20 protein-coding genes are annotated in these 21143 nt (G+C 62.1%); 7 read left to right on the top strand and 13 right to left on the bottom strand.

The genetic code is table 11. The features are described 5' to 3' along the window. Window positions 1-7 precede the first annotated feature (7 nt). The 7 genes from ASU23_RS10100 to ASU23_RS10070 form a co-directional block, all read right to left on the bottom strand. The gene (locus ASU23_RS10100) at window positions 8-1246 is read right to left on the bottom strand and encodes a helix-turn-helix domain-containing protein (RefSeq protein WP_082661373.1); all 1239 of its coding nucleotides are present in this window, start codon (window positions 1244-1246) and stop codon (window positions 8-10) included. 106 nt (window positions 1247-1352) lie between these two features. Next, on the bottom strand, window positions 1353-2750 hold the full coding sequence (gene lpdA, locus ASU23_RS10095) for a dihydrolipoyl dehydrogenase (protein ID WP_058037826.1): 1398 nt from the start codon (window positions 2748-2750) through the stop codon (window positions 1353-1355). 6 nt (window positions 2751-2756) lie between these two features. Beyond that, window positions 2757-4274, bottom strand: coding sequence for a 2-oxo acid dehydrogenase subunit E2 (locus ASU23_RS10090; RefSeq protein WP_058037825.1), 1518 nt, complete (start codon window positions 4272-4274; stop codon window positions 2757-2759). Between the two features lie 2 nt (window positions 4275-4276). Then, a complete protein-coding gene (locus ASU23_RS10085; RefSeq protein WP_007733466.1) occupies window positions 4277-5326 on the bottom strand; it encodes an alpha-ketoacid dehydrogenase subunit beta in 1050 nt (349 codons plus the stop codon). A 10-nt stretch (window positions 5327-5336) separates the two neighbouring features. Further along, window positions 5337-6260 carry a thiamine pyrophosphate-dependent dehydrogenase E1 component subunit alpha gene (locus ASU23_RS10080; protein WP_051649553.1) on the bottom strand — a complete coding sequence of 308 codons (924 nt, stop codon included), beginning with the start codon at window positions 6258-6260 and terminating at the stop codon, window positions 5337-5339. A gap of 236 nt (window positions 6261-6496) precedes the next feature. After that, the gene (locus tag ASU23_RS10075) at window positions 6497-6958 is read right to left on the bottom strand and encodes an RNA polymerase sigma factor SigD (RefSeq protein ID WP_007733468.1); all 462 of its coding nucleotides are present in this window, start codon (window positions 6956-6958) and stop codon (window positions 6497-6499) included. Window positions 6959-7021: 63 nt separating this feature from the next. Beyond that, a complete protein-coding gene (locus tag ASU23_RS10070) occupies window positions 7022-7588 on the bottom strand; it encodes a hypothetical protein (RefSeq protein WP_042451198.1) in 567 nt (188 codons plus the stop codon). A gap of 253 nt (window positions 7589-7841) precedes the next feature. On the opposite strand from ASU23_RS10070, the gene ASU23_RS10065 reads away from it, so the two are divergent. Genes ASU23_RS10065 through ASU23_RS10050 form a run of 4 tightly spaced genes read left to right on the top strand, consistent with a single transcriptional unit; the run spans window position 7842 to window position 11018 of the window. Further along, entirely contained in the window at window positions 7842-8498 is a 657-nt protein-coding gene (locus ASU23_RS10065) for a hypothetical protein (protein WP_003939689.1), read from the top strand. Beyond that, complete coding sequence (locus ASU23_RS10060) at window positions 8491-9054, top strand: hypothetical protein (protein ID WP_054781865.1); 564 nt, start codon at window positions 8491-8493, stop codon at window positions 9052-9054. The genes ASU23_RS10065 and ASU23_RS10060 overlap by 8 nt, the downstream gene beginning before the upstream one ends. A gap of 12 nt (window positions 9055-9066) precedes the next feature. Continuing rightward, on the top strand, window positions 9067-9744 hold the full coding sequence (locus ASU23_RS10055) for a response regulator transcription factor (protein ID WP_003939990.1): 678 nt from the start codon (window positions 9067-9069) through the stop codon (window positions 9742-9744). Beyond that, on the top strand, window positions 9741-11018 hold the full coding sequence (locus ASU23_RS10050) for a HAMP domain-containing sensor histidine kinase (protein WP_050654708.1): 1278 nt from the start codon (window positions 9741-9743) through the stop codon (window positions 11016-11018). Before ASU23_RS10055 ends, ASU23_RS10050 begins: the two co-directional genes overlap by 4 nt. Window positions 11019-11085: 67 nt before the next feature. On the opposite strand, the gene ASU23_RS10045 is transcribed toward ASU23_RS10050, so the two are convergent. The 3 genes from ASU23_RS10045 to ASU23_RS10035 form a co-directional block, all read right to left on the bottom strand. Continuing rightward, window positions 11086-12801 (bottom strand): glycerol-3-phosphate dehydrogenase/oxidase, encoded by a 1716-nt coding sequence (locus ASU23_RS10045; RefSeq protein WP_058037824.1) that lies wholly within the window; start codon window positions 12799-12801, stop codon window positions 11086-11088. A gap of 48 nt (window positions 12802-12849) precedes the next feature. Next, window positions 12850-14358: a glycerol kinase GlpK gene (gene glpK, locus ASU23_RS10040; protein WP_058037823.1), complete on the bottom strand. Its 1509-nt coding sequence runs from the start codon at window positions 14356-14358 to the stop codon at window positions 12850-12852. A gap of 64 nt (window positions 14359-14422) precedes the next feature. Next, window positions 14423-15250 (bottom strand): MIP/aquaporin family protein, encoded by an 828-nt coding sequence (locus ASU23_RS10035; RefSeq protein ID WP_003940085.1) that lies wholly within the window; start codon window positions 15248-15250, stop codon window positions 14423-14425. Window positions 15251-15489: 239 nt separating this feature from the next. On the opposite strand from ASU23_RS10035, the gene ASU23_RS10030 reads away from it, so the two are divergent. Then, the gene (locus ASU23_RS10030; protein ID WP_007733475.1) at window positions 15490-16473 is read left to right on the top strand and encodes a sugar-binding transcriptional regulator; all 984 of its coding nucleotides are present in this window, start codon (window positions 15490-15492) and stop codon (window positions 16471-16473) included. On the opposite strand, the gene ASU23_RS10025 is transcribed toward ASU23_RS10030, so the two are convergent. Beyond that, window positions 16408-17211 carry a TetR/AcrR family transcriptional regulator gene (locus ASU23_RS10025; RefSeq protein WP_007733476.1) on the bottom strand — a complete coding sequence of 268 codons (804 nt, stop codon included), beginning with the start codon at window positions 17209-17211 and terminating at the stop codon, window positions 16408-16410. The genes ASU23_RS10030 and ASU23_RS10025 overlap by 66 nt on opposite strands. A gap of 93 nt (window positions 17212-17304) precedes the next feature. Between ASU23_RS10025 and ASU23_RS10020 the strand changes: the two genes are divergently transcribed. After that, complete coding sequence (locus ASU23_RS10020) at window positions 17305-18258, top strand: ATP-binding cassette domain-containing protein (protein WP_058037822.1); 954 nt, start codon at window positions 17305-17307, stop codon at window positions 18256-18258. After that, a complete protein-coding gene (locus ASU23_RS10015) occupies window positions 18255-19016 on the top strand; it encodes an ABC transporter permease (RefSeq protein WP_058037821.1) in 762 nt (253 codons plus the stop codon). Before ASU23_RS10020 ends, ASU23_RS10015 begins: the two co-directional genes overlap by 4 nt. A gap of 92 nt (window positions 19017-19108) precedes the next feature. Here the strand turns inward: ASU23_RS10015 and ASU23_RS10010 are convergent, their stop codons facing one another. Together ASU23_RS10010 and ASU23_RS10005 are read right to left on the bottom strand one after the other, a co-directional pair. Beyond that, window positions 19109-19471, bottom strand: coding sequence for an FKBP-type peptidyl-prolyl cis-trans isomerase (locus ASU23_RS10010; RefSeq protein ID WP_003940440.1), 363 nt, complete (start codon window positions 19469-19471; stop codon window positions 19109-19111). A gap of 38 nt (window positions 19472-19509) precedes the next feature. Next, window positions 19510-20808, bottom strand: a complete 1299-nt coding sequence (locus ASU23_RS10005) for a citrate synthase (protein WP_020908786.1) — start codon at window positions 20806-20808, stop codon at window positions 19510-19512. Between the last annotated feature and the right edge of the window lie 335 nt (window positions 20809-21143).

The raw sequence follows: 21143 nt of genomic DNA, 5'->3' as shown, positions 1-21143 counted from the left end.
CCCGCGGTTATAAAAGGGGCACAGCAGGGGCGGTTTTTACCCTCACCGCCGGGTCGAAGCGATAGGGCTGAGCCAACAGGATTCCGGCCAATCGCTTACGCAACCTCGACATCTCGGCCCGGACCGTCACCGTCTTGCGCGGATCGCCGAACAACTGTGAGGCGAGCTGCGCGGCCGTGAGCCCCTCGGGCGCCTGTGTCAGAGCCACGAGGATCTGCGAATGGCGCGGGCTGAGGTCGATGCTCCAGCTCCCCATTGCCGAGGAGTACCGCAATTCCATCGCATTCGGATCTTGCACATCCAATTCGACTTCGGCACAAACCGTTCCGGACGCCGGATCCATTTGAGGGCGGACGAGCCAACCACCCGGAAGCGGCTCGCACATACATAGTCCGAGCGACGGGAGCCAATGCTCGCCGCTGCTCATCACTTTCGGCAGTGCGATTCTGTAGATCGGCGCCATCGAGTCCACCGCCGCGACCCAGCCACTGCGGTCCACGACCACTGTCGGCTGACTCGCACGAGCCAGCGTCGATGCCGAGATCATCCGGAGCTGATCCAATCCGATTCGATGCTTCTCCCGCAGTGCGGATTCCGCCAGCCTGGCCACACTGTCCACCAGAGCGAGAGTCGACGGGTGGACCGTGTCTGCTGCGCCGGCGACGTTCACGACGGCGATGGCCCGGCGACTACGCGGATCTCGAACCGTCGCCCCGGAGCAGGTCCACGGATGCTGCGAGCGCGAGTAGTGCTCGGCCGAGAACACCTGCACTGCCGAACCTGATGCCAAGGAAGTGCCGATCCCGTTGGTACCAACAGCTTCCTCGGTCCACGACGCACCCTCGATCATCCCGAGCCGTTCGGCCCGATCCAGCATTCGACTGGACCCGTGTCGCCAGAGGATACGTCCGTAGCGGTCCGCCACCACGATCAGATTCGCGTCGTCCGGGCCGACGAGTGGTGCCAGACCGTGCACCGCCTCGCCGAAGATCTCCGCCATGCCGGCTGCGCGTCTGCCTTCTTCGATCTCGGATTCGCGGCCCGTCTCGGTGATCGAGCACCGGTCCGGATCGAGTCCGAGCGCACGCAAACGCGACCACGAATTCGCGATGACGGAGCGCGGACGCGCAGGCGGCTTGCGTCCCGACATCGTTGCTTCGTACACGGATTCGAGAACACGTGCGTACTGCGCCGGGTCTTCACCACTGGCCAGGGCCGGTTCGAGTCGATTCGTTTCGCCGATCACACTCCAGTCCTATGTGACGGGGTCATCGAAAGCGAGCGTTGCACCCGGTTGCAGAGTTGTTCGCGTGCGTGAACGAAAGGACGGCGTTCACGCACGCGAACGGTACTCACGCGTTGAGGGGTCTCCCCAGCGCCGAGAGCACAGACTCGTGCATTGCCTCCGAGAGCGTCGGATGAGCAAACACGACCTCGGCGAGATCCTCGCCGGTGGCTTCGAGGGATCGAGCGATACCGAAACCCTGAATCTGCTCGGTCACATCCGGACCGACCATGTGCGCGCCGAGAAGTTCCCCGGTATCGGCGTCGAAGATCGTCTTGACGAAGCCTTCGGCCTCGCCGATCGCCAGTGCCTTGCCGTTCGCCTGCAGGTCGAAGTGTCCGACCCGCAGCGCGCGACCAGTACCGGCGCACTGCTTCTCCGTCAGACCCAGGCTCGCCACCTGTGGGCGGGCATACGTGCATCCCGGAACGTAGTCGCGATCGAGCGGATGAACGTCGGGCACGCCTGCCAACTTTTCGACGCACAGGACAGCTTCGTGGCTTGCCTTGTGCGCCAGACATGGAGCGCCCGCGACGTCACCGATCGCATAGATCCCGAAAGCGCTGGTACGGCACCACTGGTCGGTGACGATCGCACCGCGCTCGATCTCGACGCCCAGAGCCTCCAACCCCAGATCCTCGACGTTGCCGGTGATTCCGGCCGCCACCAACACCCGGTCCACGGTCAACGACTCGACACCGTCGCTCGTCTGCACATTCACCTGGACGGCGTCGTCGCCGACGGTCACCGCCGACACCGAGGCTCCGGTGTGAATCGTGATGCCACGCTTCTCGAACTGCTTGCGAACGAAGGCCGAGATCTCTTCGTCCTCGACCGGCATGATGTGTGGTGCCATCTCGACGATGGTCACCTCGGTTCCGAGATCGCGGTACAGGCTGGCGAATTCGACTCCGATCGCGCCGGACCCGATCACGAGCAGCGACTTCGGCAGTTCCTTCGGGACGAGCGCGTCGAAGTAGGTCCACACCCGATCACCGTCGGGGGCAACGCCGGGAATCGAACGCGGCCGGGCACCGGTTGCAATGATCACGTGGTCGGCTCGATACGTCTGTCCTCCCACGGATACGACGCCTTTGTCCACCAACTTAGCGGCGCCTGAGATGACGTCGACGCCGTTCTTCTTCATCAGATAGGCAACACCGCCGGACAACCTCTCCGAAACCCCTCGGCTGAACGACACCAACTTCGAGATGTCGAACTGGACAGACGCCGAACTGAATCCGTATGTGTCGAGTTCACTCAAGGTATGCGCAACGTCCGCGCCGTGCAGCATCGCCTTGGTGGGGATACAACCCCAGTTGAGGCAGATACCTCCGAGGCGATCACGTTCTACCAGCGCGACGCTCAACCCCAACTGGGCAGCCCGGATCGCCGCCACGTAACCACCGGGGCCGCCACCGATGACAAGAACGTCGTACTTATGCGACGTATTGTTTTCCACCACAGCCCCTTACACCAACATCAGCGCGGGAGAAGCGACAAAGCGCTGGAGCTCCCGAAGGAAGGTCGCACCCAGGGCTCCGTCGATAACCCGGTGATCGCACGAGAGGGTCACGGTCATCACGGTCCGGGCAGAAACACTGTCACCGACCACCACCGCGCGCTTCTCCCCCGCACCTACGGCAAGGATCGCTCCCTGGGGCGGATTGATGATCGCGTCGAATGCCTTGATCCCGAACATGCCGAGGTTGGACACCGTGAAGGTTCCGCCCTGGAATTCTTCGGGACGAAGTTTGCCGGTCTTCGCCTTGGTGGCCAACGAGAGCACCTCACCCGAGATGTCCGCCAACGACTTGGTATTCGCGCCACGCACGATGGGCGTGATCAGCCCGGTCGGAAGTGCAACTGCCACCGAGACATCCGCCGACGCGAATCGAAGAACCGATTCGTTCGCGGCATCGAACTGGACGTTCACGTCCGGCACCTTCATCAGTGCAGCGGCGCAAGCCTTCACGATGAAGTCGTTGACCGACAGCTTGACCGCCGGGACGGTCGAATTGATCTCCTTGCGCAGAGCGAGGAGCGCATCGAGCTCGAGGTCTGCGGTGAGCCGGAAATGGGGTGCCTGCTGCTTGGACGCCTGCAACCTACCGGCGATTGCCGATCGCATGGGGGTGAAAGGAATTGTGTCGTAATCGGGTTCGGCCGCAACAGATTCGGTCTCAGCCGCCGCCTCGGGCAGGAGCTGCGCGGAACGAGCGGCGTCGTGCACGTCGGCGACGCAGACGCGCCCCCGCGAACCCGTCGGACGACAGTCATGCAGGTTGACGCCCAGTGATCGGGCAGTTCTGCGTGCGACCGGGGTGGCAGGCACGGCACTGTCGTCGGCGGTCGATCGCAGCGGGAGGCCGGATCTCGCGGCCGGCACTACCGGCGCAACAGTGCCACCGGCGTCACGAATCGCGTCGTCGATGTCGCGGACACTGATCCGCCCGAGGGGACCGGTACCCACTACGGCGGCGAGATCGATTCCGAGCGATTCGGCACGTCGGAGTGCGCGAGGACTCGCAAACACATCGTCCTGCGTCGTGCCTTGCAGAACGCTCGGTACGACGGTGGAACCGGTTGGTACAGGTTTCGCTGCAACAACCACCTTCGCAGCCGGTGTAGCCGCAGGTGTCACGGGAGCCGCCGGCGCAGCAGCTGGTGACGGTGCCGGCTCTTCCGCCGGCGCGGTTGCGCCGCGGGCGGCGAGGAACTGCTCGATCTCCGCATCCGTCGCGGACGCATCGGCGGATACACCGATCACGGCGCCGACGGGCAGAGTCTGCCCAGGCGTGCCGACGATCTTGCGGAGAACACCGTCGAACGGCGCCTCGAGCTCGTTGGTGATCTTGCTGGTCTCGATCTCACAGATCAACTGGCCCTTGGTGAACGAGTCACCTTCCCCGATGAGCCAGGCGTTGACCAACCCCTCCTCCATGGAGAGCCCCCATTTGGGGATGTCGATAGCTTTGATGTCAGCCATGATCAGGCTCTCACCAGCTTGCGAACCGACTCTTCGATGCGCGCCGCGTCAGGCAGCCAGGCAGTTTCGAGGGTTGGGGAGAACGGAACCGGCGTGTGCGGCGGCGTGATCAGTTCGATCGGCGCTTTCAGGTAGTTGAATCCCTTGGTGGCGATCAGCGCGGCTACGTCGTGCCCGAAACCGCAGCGGGCGGCGGATTCGTCGACGATCACGACCCTTCCAGTCGATGCGACGGATTCGAGGATGCCGTCCTCGTCCAATGGTGAGACGGTACGAGGATCGACAACCTCGACCGAAATACCCTCGGCGGCCAGCTTGTCCGCTACGTCGTTGGCGCGGTTCACCATTGCGGACAACGCGATGATCGTGACGTCGTCGCCCTGCCTGGTGTAGTTGGCGACGCCGAACGGAATCGCGTACGGCTCGTCCGGCACTTCGTCCTTGAGGTCGTAGAGAACCTTGTGCTCACAGAAGACGACGGGATCGTCGTCCCGGATGGCTTGGATGAGAAGGCCTTTGGCGTCGTAGGCATTGGACGGAGCGACTACCTTCAGACCAGGCACCGCCGCGAACACGTTGTACGGAGACTGAGAGTGCTGCGCAGCGGCGGAGAAGCCTGCGCCGATCATGCCTCGCACCACCAGCGGGGTTCTGGCCTTGCCACCGAACATGTAGCGGAACTTGGCAGCCTGGTTGTAGAGCGCGTCGTAGGAGACTCCGAAGAAGTCCATGAACATCAGCTCGGCGACCGGCCTCAGTCCGGTCAGTGCGGCTCCGGCAGCCATTCCGATGATCGCGGATTCGGTGATCGGGGTATCGATTACACGCTCCGATCCGAACTCCGTCCACAATCCCTTGGTGACACCCAGGACACCGCCAAATGCCTCGATCTTCTTCGTCTCCAGATCGGGATTGGTACCGGCATGCCCACCCCGTACGTCCTCACCGATGAGAACGACGCTCGGGTCGCGTTGCATTTCTTGGGCGATGGCCTCTTTGACGGCCTCGCGGTAGGTCTTCTTCGACACGTTCTCGGCTTCCACGCTTGTCATCTCGGGCTCCTCAGTACGACACGTAGACATCGGTCAGCAGATTCTCGACGGGTGGATACGCCGCGGCACGCGCCTTCGCTACCGCCTCGTCCACCAGCACTCGCGACTGCTCGTCCACCGCGTCCAGATCAGCGGTGCTGACCTTCTTCACATCCACGCTGCTACGGAAATTCTTGAGCGGATCCTTGGTTTCCCGTAGTTGCGCAACCTGTTCCGCCGTGCGGTACAGCTGCGCGTCACCCTCGAAGTGGCCGTGCCAACGGAATGCCGCCGCCTCGATCGTGGTGGGGCCACCGCCGGTCCTGGCGCGCTCGGATGCTTCCGCCATCGCGTCGTAGACCGCGAAGAAGTCGGTGCCGTCCACCTTGACGGCAGGCATGCCGAAGGATGCGGCGCGCGCGGCGATGTCGGGTGCACCAACTGCGTAGTCGGTTCCGGTGGCCTCACCGAATCCGTTGTTCTCGATCACGAAGACGATCGGAAGATCCAGCACCACAGCCATGTTCATCGCCTCGAAGACGGTTCCCTGGTTGGATCCACCGTCACCCGTGAACGACGCTGCGATGACACCGTTTCGAAGCGTCTTACCACTCAGTGCAGCGCCGATCGCCAACGACGGGGCTCCGCCGACAATCGCGTTGGCGCCGAGCATTCCCACGGACAGGTCGGCGATGTGCATCGAGCCGCCCTTACCGCGACACAGGCCGTCGTCCTTGCCGAAGATCTCGGCCATCATGCCGTTCAGATCGCAGCCCTTGGCGATGCAGTGCCCGTGACCGCGGTGAGTGGATCCGATGTAATCGGCGTCGCTCAGGTTCTCGCACACTCCCACCGCGATGGCTTCCTGGCCCGAGTAGAGGTGAATGAAGCCGGGGATGTCACCGGTTGCATTCTCTTCGTGCAGTCGATCCTCGAACGCACGGATGCGCGACATCTTCTCGTACGCCTTCAGCAATGCATCCCGGTCCAGCCCCGAATGAGGCTTGGCGCCGGTCTTTTTCGATCCTGGGGTTGTCGGCTTCTGCGCCGTCCGTTGAACCACAGTCACACTCCTCGTTCTCGATCACTCGTCGCCATGCAGTGTCGTGCAGGTCACGGGCGAAGGGAAAGAGTTGCGTGAGGTTGCCGGGAGTTGCGAAGGGTTGCAGCTGTTGACTTTCGAGCGTTGATTCAGGCGCCGCTCAGGCTGTCGCGTCTGATCTTGGCCAGCGCGCGGTGTTGGGCGAGTTCGACGGCGCTCGTTGTCGTTCGCAGTGACAGCGCCGTCTCGCGCACGTCGAAGCCGACAACGATGCGAGCTACCAAGACGTTGCGTTCTGCGGCCGACAGATCACCGAAGGGCAGAGTGAGTCGACTGGAGGCGGGTAGCGAATCGATTTCGCGACTGATCGCGTCGTACAGATGCGCGAGGAACGCTTCTCCGGCACGTCTACGTCGCCGAATGTCGGACAGGACGGATCGGCAGATACCGACGGCAATACGATCAGCGTCGAGCGGTCGCAGTTCGGCACGGCAGCGCCGCGTCACCAGAGGCACGATGCGTTGAAGGAGTTCTGCAATCGCGTCCCGATCCCCTCGGGACGCATCGTCGGCAACACTGTCGATCGAACGTCCACCTGCCCTGCTTGTCATTCCGATCTCCCCCTGCTTCGGCTCTTGGTCGAATTCCCGACTACTGCTCAGGTTTTGAAGTCGCTAGGGGCGTATCGGCTCGGGGCAGATCCCGGTTTGTTCCCCGATGATGTTGATCTCGGCGTTGGAACGAGGGTCAGCGCCGTAGTTGATCTGGTCGGTGCACTTCTCGGAGGGCTCGACGGCATCGGGCGGGAGCGGCGCCGGGCATGAACCCATCTGCTCTCCGATGCTGTTGATCTCCGCATTCGAACGAGGGTCACCCACATAGTTGATCTGATCGGTGCACTTGGTCGACTCGGTAGCCGGACCAGGGGCCGCAGGGGCAACCGCGCTGGTCGAGACCGGGGTCCAGGCCGGCGCTGCTCCGCCCGCCGGGACTCCGGGGGTGGATGCGTCCGTACCGCCGCCCACCGAGTTCGAGCCTTCGACTGTCTCCGAGGTGGTCGCTGCGGTCAGCGGCGGTGGGGTCGTAGACGCCGCAACCACCGATGTAGTCGTCGGTTCGTCTCCTGGAGCGCTGTTGTCATCACTCGAACACCCTGTCATCGCGCACACCACCCCGATCGTCAGTACGGCGAGCAGCACTCGCAGACGCCGAGTCTTGTTGGTCAGCAATAGTTCAGGCATTTGCTCTCACACTCCTCGATACGCGGATCAGGTCGTTCCGCCCAAGCGGTGAACACCGACGTGACTCACTCTAGGAGCCTGATTCCATCGGTTTCGTAACAGAATTCCGTCGGTCGCGTACCAACTCTCGACGGTCCTGACATTCATACGATTACGTAACGGTGGGTGGCAAAACTCCGATATCGAGATCACCTGTGATCGTATGAAAACGCACATGCCGATGAGAGGGTTCGCAGCGGCCGGGGAGGGGAACGTGTTGTATCGGAGTGACATCTGCGGCGGTCGATCAGACCGTACTCGCAGCCTGTTCGGTACAGCGCTCGCGGCAGCAACCCTCGGAGCGTCCGTGATCACCGGCTGCGCGTCCACCCAGGGCGTTGTGATCGAAGGCGATGTCGCTTCCACCGGGTTGCCCGTCACACAACCTGCAGACCTGGCCAGACGGGTTGCCGAAAACTCGAGGTTGGGCCGGGCGCTCCTCGACGATCCTGGGGTGTCCGAGGGAGTGAAGACAGAACTTCGGTCGTGCCCTGACTGGTATCCGATCTCGGTCGGGTCCATCCTTCTCGATCCAGGCGCACCGCGTATCGTGCCGGAGACCGAACTCGTCGTCATGAATGTGTATCCGTGCCAACCGGCCCACCAACCCGGGACCGGAGTGTCGATTTCGGTCAACCTTGCCGGCTACGTCTACCGCAGCGGCAAGGCCGGTTCGAGTGAAGACGATCCCGAACTGGGTGAGCGCCTGTTCTCCGTCGAAGAGCGCGGAAAGTTCATCGTCAGCGGTCAACGCGCCGCGAGTTTGTCTGTCCTGGAAACGGATCCGCGGCCACCGGAGTTCGAATGTTGCCCCCGTCCACCGCTTCGGACCGAGTTCCACTGGGATGGAATGGAGTTCATCCGTGATTGATCGCCGTCGCCGCGCAATGCTCGCCGGTGTTTGCCTGCCGGTCGCGTTTGCTCTCGCCTCCTGTTCCACCGAGCCTGAATCAGAACCCACTCCGAATATCGCAGCATCACTCGACCCCTCGGATCTCTCACAGGGCTTGAGCATCGATCCTGTTGCCCTCCTCAGAGCAGACCCGGAAGTGTCCGATGCGGTCAAGGACAGTCTCCGACTGTGCGGTGATGCGAACTTCCCCTACGAAATCCGGTACTCCCCCGTGACAGGCGCCGTTTGGCAAGATGCCGTCGTCAATGTCTTCACCTGCGAGTCTGTCGGCATCTGGGGACGACCCGCCCCACCGGTCAGCTTCATGGTCGCCGGATTCGTCTACCAGATCGACGAATCGGGCGCTCACAAAGTCTTCGGAGTGCAAGACCCAGGACGCTACGTCGTCGGCTCAACCGGAGGATTGTCGGTCATGGTCGACCTGTGCAAAGACCCCGGCATTCCGGAGTTCTGTCAATCGTCGACTGCATACAAGTGGACCGGTGAAGGGTTTGAGAGTGTTCCGTTCCCATGAAAGCGAAGGCCGATGACCGATCCGTTGATTTTGCTGGTCGAAGACGACGCTGTCATCCGCGAAGCAACGCAATTGAATCTCGAACGCAACGGGTTTCGGGTGATCACCGCATCGGGTGGGTTGACCGGAATGGATATGGCGGTCGACGCCAAGCCGGATATCGCCGTCCTCGACGTGATGCTTCCCGACCTGAACGGAATCAGCCTGTGCCGACGCATTCGTGAGGAACTGTCGGTGCCGGTCATCATGCTGTCCGCGCGCGACGACCCGGTCGACATTGTTCTCGGATTGGAAGCCGGTGCCGACGACTACGTCACCAAGCCCTTCGACAGCGGTGTCCTGGTGGCCCGTATCCGAAGTGTGCTCCGGCGGGTCGAATCCCATTCCGGTACGGAGAAAGACATCGTGACTCTCGGCGATCTGGAGATCGATCGCGAGTTGGTGACCGTCACGCGTTCGGGCGCCGAAGTGGCTCTCACACCCACCGAAATGAAGCTGCTCCTGGTCATGGTGAGTGTGCCGCGCAAAGTCTGGTCTCGCTCCGAACTGCTCTCGGACGTCTGGGATTACGACTGGGGCGGCGATACGCGCATCGTCGACGTTCACGTTCAGCGATTGCGCACGAAGATCGGCTCCGAACAGATCCGGACCGTCCGGGGGTTCGGCTACACGATGGACAACCATCGGTGAGATCGCGGGATCTCGCCGCCAAGCTCCCGTCCACCGGGAGGCGGTTGTCGTTTCAGTGGAAGATCGCGGCGGCCATCACGTTCGTGATTGCCGTCGCCTCGATCACGCTCAGTACCGTGATGCATCAAACCTTTTCACACAACCAAGAGGATGCAGCGCGGGCGGCAGCTGATCGCAATCTCCAACTGGTGCTGCAGGACGAAACGGGCAGCATGCGTGCACTGTTCCGCGCCACCACAGATGGTCTCGACGTTCCGGAAGAGTTGCGTCAGGCCGTGGCGGGCGGCAAACGTGCCACCTACCTTGTCGACAGCGGGGACCAGCCATTCGTCTGGGCTGCTGCCGACGTCAACACTCAGGTGGTGGCGATTCGCGTCCCGTACACCGCGCAGCGGGAATCGATCGCCAGCGTCGATCGGACACTTCGCAACGCCACCATCGCAGTGATCGCAGCGGGTGCCGTCCTGGGTGTTCTGCTTGGACTCGCGATGTCGTATCGATTGCGCTCGGCCGCCCGTGCGGCTCGCAAAGTGTCTACCGGAGCGGACATCCGCGTCCGCTCGGTCACCTGGTCGCTTTTCGACGACGAGATCACCGAGCTGGCGGATGCGGTCGACGCGATGTCCGATGCTCTACGGGGACAATTGGACGCCGAGAAGCGCGTGACAGCCAACATCGCGCACGATCTCAGAACACCCATCTCCGGACTGGTCGGCGCCGCAGAGCTCCTGCCACCCGGTAGGCCAACCGAATTGGTGCGCGACGGCGTCCATAAACTCAGGAGGCTCGCCGAGGACGTCATCGAAGTGGCACGCCTCGACACCACCTCCGAGCAGGCTGACATCCAATCGGTGGAACTGGCACCGGTGGTGCGTCACGCGATTTCCACCACAGGAGTCGAGTGTGAAGTGAGTGTTCACGGCACCCCCGTGTCGTACACCGACGCGCGCAGACTGGAGCGGATCATCGCCAACCTGATCTTGAATGCTCGCAATCACGGAAAGTCGCCGATCAATGTCCACGTCGACCACTCCCGCATCACGGTCCGGGATCGGGGCGTCGGGTTCACTGAAGAGTGGCTTCGCCAGGGGCCGAAGAGATTTCAGACCAACTCCGTCGAACGCGGCCCGAACTCGGGCCTGGGCCTCGGCTTGACGATCGTAGTGGGACAAGCGGCGGTCATCGGCGCTCGTATCGACTTCGCGAACCATCCGAACGGGGGCGCGGTGGTGACGATCGACCTCCCCGAATGTTCGGCAGACGAGTTCGATTGACACCGAGGCAGTTCGGTCGATCGGCCGGGACACAGGGTCCCGGCCGATCATTGGTGGTGTCTCGGACTCAAACCTGTCCGACAGCGACTCCGGTTCGAACGTCCGGTGCACCGAGGCGCGCCGCATCAGCGGTCAGGTCATCGGGCTGCTCCTGAGATTCCCGCTCGGCTGCGACACGCAACCGGTAGTGTTCGATCTCCTCGGCAATGTGCTCGGGAGTCCAACCCAGCACCGGCGCAACCAGTTCGGCTACTTCCGCTGCTGCCGCGTCGCCGCGATCGGTAACCTCGATGGAGATGCGGGTACGACGGGTAAGGATGTCGTCGAGATGCTGTGCACCCTCATGGCTCGCAGCGTAGTGGATCTCCGCCTTGAGGTACTCGGGGGCGGAGTCCAACGGCTGCCCCAGTTCCGGTCGCGCCTCGACGAGTTCGAACAACTCGTCAGCCAGAGTGCCGTACCGACCCAGTAGGTGCTCGATGGTCGAAACGTGCAGTCCCGTGCGCTCAGCGGTGAGATGCCGATTGTTGTGCGCGGCAAAGTAGCCGTCGGCACCCACAAGTTGGATACGCTCGGTGCAGGACTTCGGCACCTTCTGTTCCAATCCGTGCACCGCGGAATCGACAGCGTCCTTGGCCATCACGCGGTAAGTGGTGTACTTGCCACCGGCGACCACCGTCAAACCTCGGACCGGACTCGACACCGCATGCTCACGCGAGAGAGTGCTGGTCGAATCCGATTCGCCGAACAGCAACGGACGCAACCCCGCGTACACACCGACGACGTCCTCGTGCGTCAACTCGTCCTGAAGGAGCTTGTTGACATGTCCGAGGATGTAGTCGATATCGCTTCGGCTCGCTGCCGGATGGGCGAGGTCGAGGTTCCAGTCGGTGTCCGTCGTACCGATGATCCAGTGGCTTCCCCACGGAATCACGAACAGCAGACTCTTCTCGGTCCGCGTGATGATTCCGGTCGCAGAGTTGATGCGGTTTCGCGGGACGACCAAATGCACACCTTTCGAAGCGCGAACCTGGAATTGTCCTCGACCACCTACCATTTCCTGAATCTCGTCAGTCCACACACCGGCGGCGTTGATGACCTGACGAGCACGGATCTCGAACGCGCGACCTGTTTCCAGATCCACGGCCTTCACCCCGACTACGCGGTCCTCCTCACGGAGAAAGCCGATTACGCGGGTGCTGTTGACGCACAGCGCGCCGTACTCGGCCGCCGTGCGCGCCAGCATCATCGTGTGGCGGGCGTCATCTACCTGACCCTCGTAGAACTTGACCGAACCCCGGATAGCAGAGCGCTTTCCGGAAGGGAACGATTCGAGAGTCTTCTTCTTGCCCACATGCTTGTGGTGTGAGGGAACCCCGCGGCCTGCGCCCATCACGTCGTAGACGCCGATGCCCAGACCGACGTACGGCCGGTCGATCAACTTCTCGAGTGGGTAGATGAACGGCACCGGCTTCGCGAGATGCGGGCACAGCGAATTCAGAACCAGCGACCGCTCACGCAGTGCCTCGAACACGAGCGCAAAATTGAACTGCTCGAGGTAACGCAGTCCGCCGTGGAACAGCTTGCTCGACCTGCTCGAGGTTCCGGACGCGAAGTCACGAGCCTCCACCAAGCCCACCTTCAGACCGCGAGTTGCGGCGTCGAGCGCGCTACCCGCTCCGACCACGCCACCGCCGATAACGAGGACGTCGAGTTCGGTTTCTTCCAACTTCTTCAGCGACTCCGCCCGCGAGGACGGACTCAATGCTTGTGCTGTGCTCATGAAAACTGTTCCTTCACTTGAAAATAGGTAGAAATGGGGGCGCCGCGATCAGTCTGCGTCGACCCAGTCGAGTGTCCGAGTGACGGCTTTCTGCCAGCCTGCATACAGGCGCTCACGCTCGGCCGAATCCATCGACGGCGTCCAGCTCTTGTCCTTCGCCCAGTTGCTGCGAATGTCGTCCTCGCTCTCCCAGTACCCGACCGCGAGACCAGCGGCGTACGCAGCGCCCAATGCCGTGGTCTCCGCAACGACAGGGCGGATCACCTCGACGTCGAGCAAATCGGCCTGGAATTGCATGAGGAGTTCGTTCGCGACCATTCCGCCGTCGACCTTGAGAACCTTCAAGTCGACACCCGAGTCGAGGTTCATCGCCTCGATCACCTCACGACTCTGGTACGCAGTCGCTTCGAGCACCGCCCGGGCAAGGTGCCCCTTGTTCACGAACCTTGTCAGACCGACGATCGCACCGCGTGCATCCGCGCGCCAATGCGGTGCAAACAGGCCCGAGAACGCGGGCACGAAGTACGCGCCACCGTTGTCGTCCACAGAGCGCGCGTTCACCTCGATGTCGGCCGCGTTGTCGATCATGCCGAGGTTGTCCCGAAGCCACTGGACCAGCGAACCGGTCACGGCGATCGAACCTTCCAGTGCGTAAACCGTTGGCTGCTCACCGATCTTGTAACAGACCGTCGTCAACAAGCCGTTCTTGCTCATCACCTTTTCGGTGCCGGTGTTGAGGAGCACGAAGTTGCCGGTTCCGTAGGTGTTCTTCGCTTCTCCGGGCGAGAGGCAGGCCTGACCGAAAGTCGCTGCTTGCTGATCGCCGAGGATTCCGGCGATCGGCACGCCGGACAACGTTCCGCGTTCGCGCACGAATCCGAAAGTTTCGGACGAGCTGCGAATCTCGGGGAGCATCGATTCGGGGATGCCCATGTCGGCGCAGATCGCCGAATCCCAAGCGAGAGTGTCGAGATCCATCAACAGAGTGCGCGACGCGTTGGTGGGGTCGGTAGCGTGCACTCCGCCGTCGACGCCGCCGGTCATGTTCCACAGCACCCAGGTGTCCATCGTGCCGAAGCACAACTCGCCTGCTTCGGCCTTCTCACTCGCGCCCTCGACGTTGTCGAGAATCCACTTGACCTTGGGGCCCGAAAAGTACGTGGCCAACGGCAATCCGGTGACTTCGGTGTACTTCCTGGGGCCGTCTTCGCCGGCGAGTGCAGTACAGATTCGATCGGTGCGTGTGTCCTGCCAGACGATGGCGTTGTAAACGGGCTTTCCGGTTGCTCGTTCCCAGACCACTGCCGTCTCACGCTGATTGGTGATGCCGACGGATGCGATGTCGGCCGCGGTCAGATCTGCGTTGGCCAAGGCGCCCGCGGTGACGTTGCGGACGTTGTCCCAAATTTCGATCGGATCGTGTTCGACCCAGCCTGCCTGCGGAAAGATCTGTGTGTGCTCGTGCTGTTCGACAGCGACTACGTGCCCACTGTGATCGAAGATCATGCATCGCGTGGAGGTGGTTCCCTGGTCTATCGCGGCTACGAACTGCGCCATCGTGCTACCCCTTTGGTGTCGAAGAAAGTGCGAAAGATTTACTGTCAGAGATGATGATTCGCCATCAGGCCGGTATCGTGGCCGGCTCCTCGGCTGCCTTCTCCACCGACTCGTCAGGCAGGAATCGACCAATCAGCTTGTCGTAGAGGAACACCCCGATCGGAGCGCCGATCAGCGGCCCCACGATGGGCACCCAGAAATACAGGCTCCCGTACTGATCTCGCCAGGCGCTGCCGTAACCGGTGAGATACGACGCCAGCCGCGGACCGAAGTCACGGGCCGGATTGATGGCGTAACCCGCGTTGGTCGCCCATGCGAATCCGATTGCCACCACGATCAAACCGACGACGAAGGGCGCAAGATTCGCGAGCGGCGGAGTTCCCCGAGTATCGGTCACCGCAACGATGAGGAACAACAGGATCGCCGTGCCGATGATCTGATCTATCAGCGCTGATCCCAGACTGACCGGGAGCGTTCCGTTTCCGGGCATCGTCGAGAAGATCGTCTGAGTCGCCGTTGTGTGTCCGGGATCGATGGCATTGAGCATGTCGTTGTAATTCCACCGGACGATCAGGGCCGCGACAAAGGCTCCAGCGGTCTGCGCCAGCGTGTAGGGCAGGACCTTGCGCCAGGAGAATCCCCGGAAGATCGCAAAGGCGAAGGTCACTGCGGGGTTCAGATGAGCACCCGTCACCCGGCCTGCGACATAGATGCCGAACATGACGCCGAGTCCCCAGGCCCACGCGATACTGTCGTGTCCGCCGAGACCCCCACCGCTCCCGCCGGACACAACCTGCGCCACAACTCCGACGCCGAACAAGATCAAGATCATCGTTCCGGCGAACTCGGCTGCCAACTCGCCTGGAAGCCCTAATCGCTTGGCTTTCTCCATCCCCACCCTCACTTCGTTGTGATGCATGTCATAGTTTGGATTGCTGCACCCGTAGCGTAAGGCCGTTTGCACATTCACGCATAGCTCGTGCACATATGTGCAATTGCCCCATTTGCGCACCGTAACGCGGGTAACAGACACACTTCTGGGACTTTGCGTGATCGAGCGCCTCGGCCTGGGCCTACTCGGATAAGATTCGGTTCAATGCTCTTGCACGTACGTGCAGACAGGACGAACCCATGGAAACTCCCACTTCGGACTCCGCTACCTCCGATCCGGCGGACCCGCGCATCGCCGACGCAGTTCAGGCCGCACGCCTCTACTACTTCCAGGACCAGACCATGGCTGCCATCGGCCGCGACATGGGGGTGTCCCGATCCACCGTCTCCCGATTGATCACCTACGCGCGCACCTCGGGTCTCGTCGAGATCAAGATCAGCACCCCGCACGGCCAGGCTCCTCGCATCGAACGCGAGTTCTCGGAACGGTACGGAGTGCGCGCCCACGTGGTGACCGTGCCGGAACTGGTGGGAGATCTCGAGCGACTCGAAAAGGTCGCAACCTTTGCAGGACGCCTGCTGGCGTCGTTCTTCGACAGCGACATGGTGATGGGGATCGCCTGGGGAACCACACTCAGTGAAGTCAGCAAGCACCTTGCCCCCAAACGCACGTACAACTCGTACGTCGTGCAACTCAACGGCGCCGCGAATACTCGCACCACCGGAATCTCTTACGCCAGCGACATCATCAGAACCATCGCCGACGCCTACGGTGCTCTGCCACAAGGATTTCCGGTGCCTGCCTTCTTCGACTACCCGGAAACCCGGGAGCAACTGTGGCGCGAACGAAGCATCAAACGCGTCTTGGACATGCAGAAGCGAATGGACCTGGCAGTCTTCAGCATCGGCGTACCGGGCGGCAACGTACCGAGTCACGTCTACACCGCCGGATACCTCGAACCCGATGAAGCAGAAGCACTTCGACGCGACGGAGTGGTCGGCGACATCGCAACCGTCTTCTTCCGGTCGGACGGGAGCTACCGCGGAATCGAACTCAACGAGCGCGCGAGCGGCCCGCGACTGGACCTTTTCGAGAAGGTCGCCAGACGCGTGTGCATCGTCGCCGGAACAGCAAAACTGCCGGCCCTGGAGGGAGCACTACGGGGCGGGCTGATCACCGATCTGATCATCGACGACGTCAGCGCCACCGCGCTGGTGTCCTGACCGCTGCACCAGCTTCTCGATTCCGTCGAGAAGTAAGCCAAGCGAGAAACTGAAATCGAAGGCATCGTCGCCGGCGGCCTCACCCTCCGGGCTGCCGTCCTCGAAGCCGCCTTCCTCGATTGCGGCACTCAGGTAGGGGAATCCCTCCCGATTGATGACACGAGCAATGAGAGCGCCGTATGCGACGTCGTCGTCTGCCGACTGCGCTGAACGAGACGCCAGGTCAGCCGAGAATCGAGCGCGGCCGATGACGAACAACGACACGTTGGTCACCACCTGGAACTTCGACGCGGCGCTCAGGGCGACCCCGTCGAGGGCGCTCAGACCCGCGTCGAGCCACGCCATGTTGTTGGGCCCGGTCGGTGGAGCCGTGATGGGCAGCTTGAGCCACCACGGTCGACTCAGCATCGTGGCGTACTCCTGATTCGCCCACGCCTCGAGCTTGACGCGCCAGGTCACGCCGTCGGGAATTACCGGCGGCGGCCCGATCACCCGATCCGAAATCAGTTCGATCAGTTCGTCTTTGCTTGCCACGTAGCGGTAGAGCGACATGGTCGTGAACCCGAGCGCTTTGGCCACGCGGCCCATCGACAGAGCGGTGACGCCTTCTGCGTCGGCCAATTCGATCGCGGTGTCGAGAATTTGCTCGAGACTGAGCCCCTTCTTCGGACCCCGCGTTCCCGGCTGGTCCAGTCCCCAGGCCAGTTCAACTGCTCTCGGTAGCGCTCCGCGATCCATAAGCTCCCACTCTTCACTCTTGCCATCATCCTAGAACTGTGTACGCTATAAACACGAGTTTATGACATACACAGTTCTTACTTGGAGGTCTCGATGTCAGGAACGATCCCCGCAATCTCGGTCCGCGGACTCCGTAAGCGCTACGGCGATCAACAGGTACTGGCTGGACTCGACCTGTCGGTCCCGGCCGGATCGGTGTACGCCCTCCTCGGCGCGAACGGCGCCGGAAAGACCACGGCCGTAAGAATTCTCACCACCCTCATCCCCTTCGACGGAGGTGAGGTCACGGTCGCGGGGCATTCACTGCCCGGAGATCCACAGAATGTTCGGCGACGCATCAGCGTGACCGGGCAGTACGCAGCCGTCGACACCTTGCTGACCGGATTCGAGAACCTCACCCTACTGGGCGAACTGAATCACCTGGGCCGGAAGAACTCCCGTCGCCGTGCCGAGGAATTGCTCGACCAGTTCGTTTTGACGGACTTCGGCGACAAACGCGCCGGCAACTACTCGGGCGGCATGCTCAGACGACTCGACATCGCAATGAGCCTCGTCGCCCGACCGGACGTCGTCTTTCTCGACGAACCCACCACCGGCCTGGACCCGCGAAGCCGCCACGACATGTGGTCGATCGTTCGAGGACTCACAGCGTCAGGCGTCACCATCTTCCTCACCACCCAATACCTCGACGAGGCAGACGAATTGGCCGATACGGTCGGCGTGCTGAGCGGCGGCCGCATCGTCGCCGAGGGAACACCGGACGAACTCAAACGCCTTGTTCCCGGCGGCCACGTCGCACTGCAATTCGAGAACCTGGCCCAACTCGAACTCGCCGCGGCATCACTGCCGCAGGCGCATTCGAATGCCGAGACCTTGACCCTGCACATCCCTTCCGACGGGGCAGTTCCGTCGATCAAAGCGATCCTCGACTCGATCGACGATCCGTCGATCACCGTCGAGAAGTTCTCCGTTCACACTCCGGATCTGGACGACGTGTTCTTCGCGCTCACCGGATCAGGCCAACCCGAGATTGCGAGCGTTCGATGACCTCCACCATTGCAATCGATTCCGCGGTGATGCTCCGCCGGAATCTCAAACACGTTCTGCGCAGTCCGGATTCGATGATCACCGCGATAGCCCTTCCGGTCATGCTCATGCTGCTGTTCGTCTACGTCTTCGGCGGCGCCATCAACACCGGTAGCGAGTACATCGACTACGTAGTGCCCGGAATAATCCTTCTGTGCGCCGGTTTCGGCGCCTCGACCACCGCGGTCAGCGTCTCGAGCGACATGAAGGACGGGATCATCGACCGTTTCCGGACCTTGGCGATCTCTCCGTCGTCGGTCCTGACCGGTCATGTACTGGCCAGCGTCGTCCGCAACGTCCTGACTACGGCGATCGTGGTCGTCGTTGCGCTGATCATGGGATTTCGCCCGACCAGCGATCCGTTGCGCTGGCTCGGCGTCGCCGCTGTGATCGTCGCCTTCGTCTTTGCCATGTCGTACCTCTCGACAGCTTTGGGACTCTTGGCCCAGAACCCGGAGGCTGCAAGCGGATTCACCTTCGCCATCATGTTCCTGCCCTACGTCAGCACTGCTTTCGTACCGGCTGAGACCATGCCGTCCTGGCTGCAGGGGTTTGCCCGGCACCAACCGGTGACTCCGATCATCGAGACTGTGCGCGGACTCCTGATGGGCACGCCGATCGGGAACAGCGCGGCCATCGCCCTCGCGTGGTGCCTGGGCATCGCCGCCGTGGGATTCGTGTGGTCCAACTGGCTCTACCGACGAAAGACCGCGAGCTGACCACACAAGAAAGCCCCACACCTGACGGTGCGGGGCTGCTTGTGCTGTGCGCCTTTATTAACCGCGGGGGGTTAATAAAGGCGCACAGTGGATTACTTGGCGTCCAGCAGATCGATCACGAAGACCAAGGTCTTGCCGGAAAGCTGGTGCCCTGCACCGGCGGGGCCGTATGCCAGCTCCGGCGGAATGGTGAGCTGACGGCGTCCGCCGACCTTCATGCCCGGGATGCCGTCCTGCCAGCCCTTGATCAGGCCACGAAGCGGGAACTGAATGGACTCGCCACGGCTCCAGGAAGAGTCGAACTCTTCGCCGGACTCGAACTCGACACCGACGTAGTGAACGTCGACGGTGCCACCGGGAACGGCTTCGGCGCCTTCTCCGACAACCAGATCCTTGATGACCAGATCGGTCGGCGCGGGGCCTTCCTGGAACTCGATTACGGGCTTGCTACTCATGGGTCCTCCTCGTTGAGGCGAAAATTGGGGGGCAGGGGCTAGCGGGTGGTGATGTCCCGATAGTCACGCTCGGTGTAGCCGGTGTAGATCTGGCGCGGGCGGCCGATCTTCGTAGCCGGATCCTCGTGCATTTCACGCCAGTGCGCAATCCAGCCGGGCAGACGGCCCATGGCGAACAGCACCGTGAACATGCGCGGCGGGAAGCCCATCGCGCGGTAGATGAGGCCGGTGTAGAAGTCGACGTTCGGGTAGAGCTTGCGCTCGATGAAGTAGTCGTCCGTGAGGGCGGCCTCTTCGAGTTGCATTGCGATGTTGAGCAGTTCGTCGTCGCCGCCGAGCTTGGCGAGGATGGTGTGCGCGGTTTCGCGGACCAGCGCAGCGCGCGGATCGTAGTTGCGGTAGACGCGGTGCCCGAAGCCCATGAGCTTCACGCCGTCTTCCTTGTTCTTGACCTTGCGGACGAACTCGGCTGCGGTGCTGCCGCTGGCCTTGATCTCGTCGAGCATCTCGAGCACTGCCTGGTTGGCGCCGCCGTGCAGCGGGCCCCACAGTGCGTTGATGCCGGCCGAGACGGAGGTGAACAGGTTGGCGTCCGACGAGCCGACCATACGCACGGTCGACGTGGAGCAGTTCTGCTCGTGGTCTGCGTGCAGGATCAGCAGCATGTCGAGTGCCTTGGCGACCTCGGGATCACCCTGGTACGGCTCGGCGGGGAAGCCGAACGTCATACGCATGAAGTTCTCGACCAGGTTCAACGAGTTGTCCGGGTACAGGAACGGCTGTCCGACGGACTTCTTGTACGCGTACGCAGCGATGGTCGGCAGCTTCGCGAGAAGACGGATGGTGGACAGTTCCACCTGCTCCGGATCCTCGGGATCGAGCGAATCCTGGTAGTACGCCGACAATGCGTTCACTGCGGACGAGAGAACCGGCATCGGGTGAGCGTTGCGCGGGAATCCGTCGAAGAACCGCTTGAGGTCCTCGTGAAGCAGGGTGTGTCGACGGATGCGGTCCGTGAAGGACTCGAGCTGGGCGTCGGTCGGCAGTTCGCCGTAGATCAGCAGGTAGCTGACCTCGATGAACGTCGACTTACCTGCCAACTGCTCGATGGGATATCCGCGGTAACGCAGGATTCCCTTCTCACCGTCGATGTAGGTGATTGCAGAACTGGTGGATGCAGTGTTCACAAAACCGGGGTCAAGGGTGGTGTACCCCGTTGTGGCCAGCAGCTTTCCCAGCTCGATGCCGTCATTGCCCTCTGTTGCCCTGGCAATGGACATCGTGTACTCACCACCGGGGTAAGTAAGCGTGGGCTTTGTGTCATTGTCAGCGGGCACGAAGGATCCCTCTCAAGCTCGAACCAACGAGTAACTACATGCGATCAACTAGAAACTAGTCGCACGGGAGAGATCGTGCCGAAGGAGGGTCGCTCCACGGCTATTTTTCGGGTACTCACGAACCCGACATACCCACCGAAACTGAAACATGTTCCAGTCTGGGCTTTCCCACTCGCGTGACCGGTACTCCAGTCTACGGAATCGCGCATTTACCCACACTGATCTGCAAATCTCGGCTGCAATTCGCAAATGGGAGCAACGTCGGACCTTCCGGACCACTGACACGGGGTACTGAAAACCGATTGTTATCGGCTGATGCCTACCTGGTGTTACAC

This window comes from Rhodococcus sp. KB6, from assembly GCF_001445685.1.
Taxonomy (GTDB): Bacteria; Actinomycetota; Actinomycetes; order Mycobacteriales; family Mycobacteriaceae; genus Rhodococcus_F; species Rhodococcus_F qingshengii.
The sequence above is the reverse complement of the archived record's forward strand: the minus strand, read 5'-3'. Positions and strand labels throughout refer to the sequence as shown.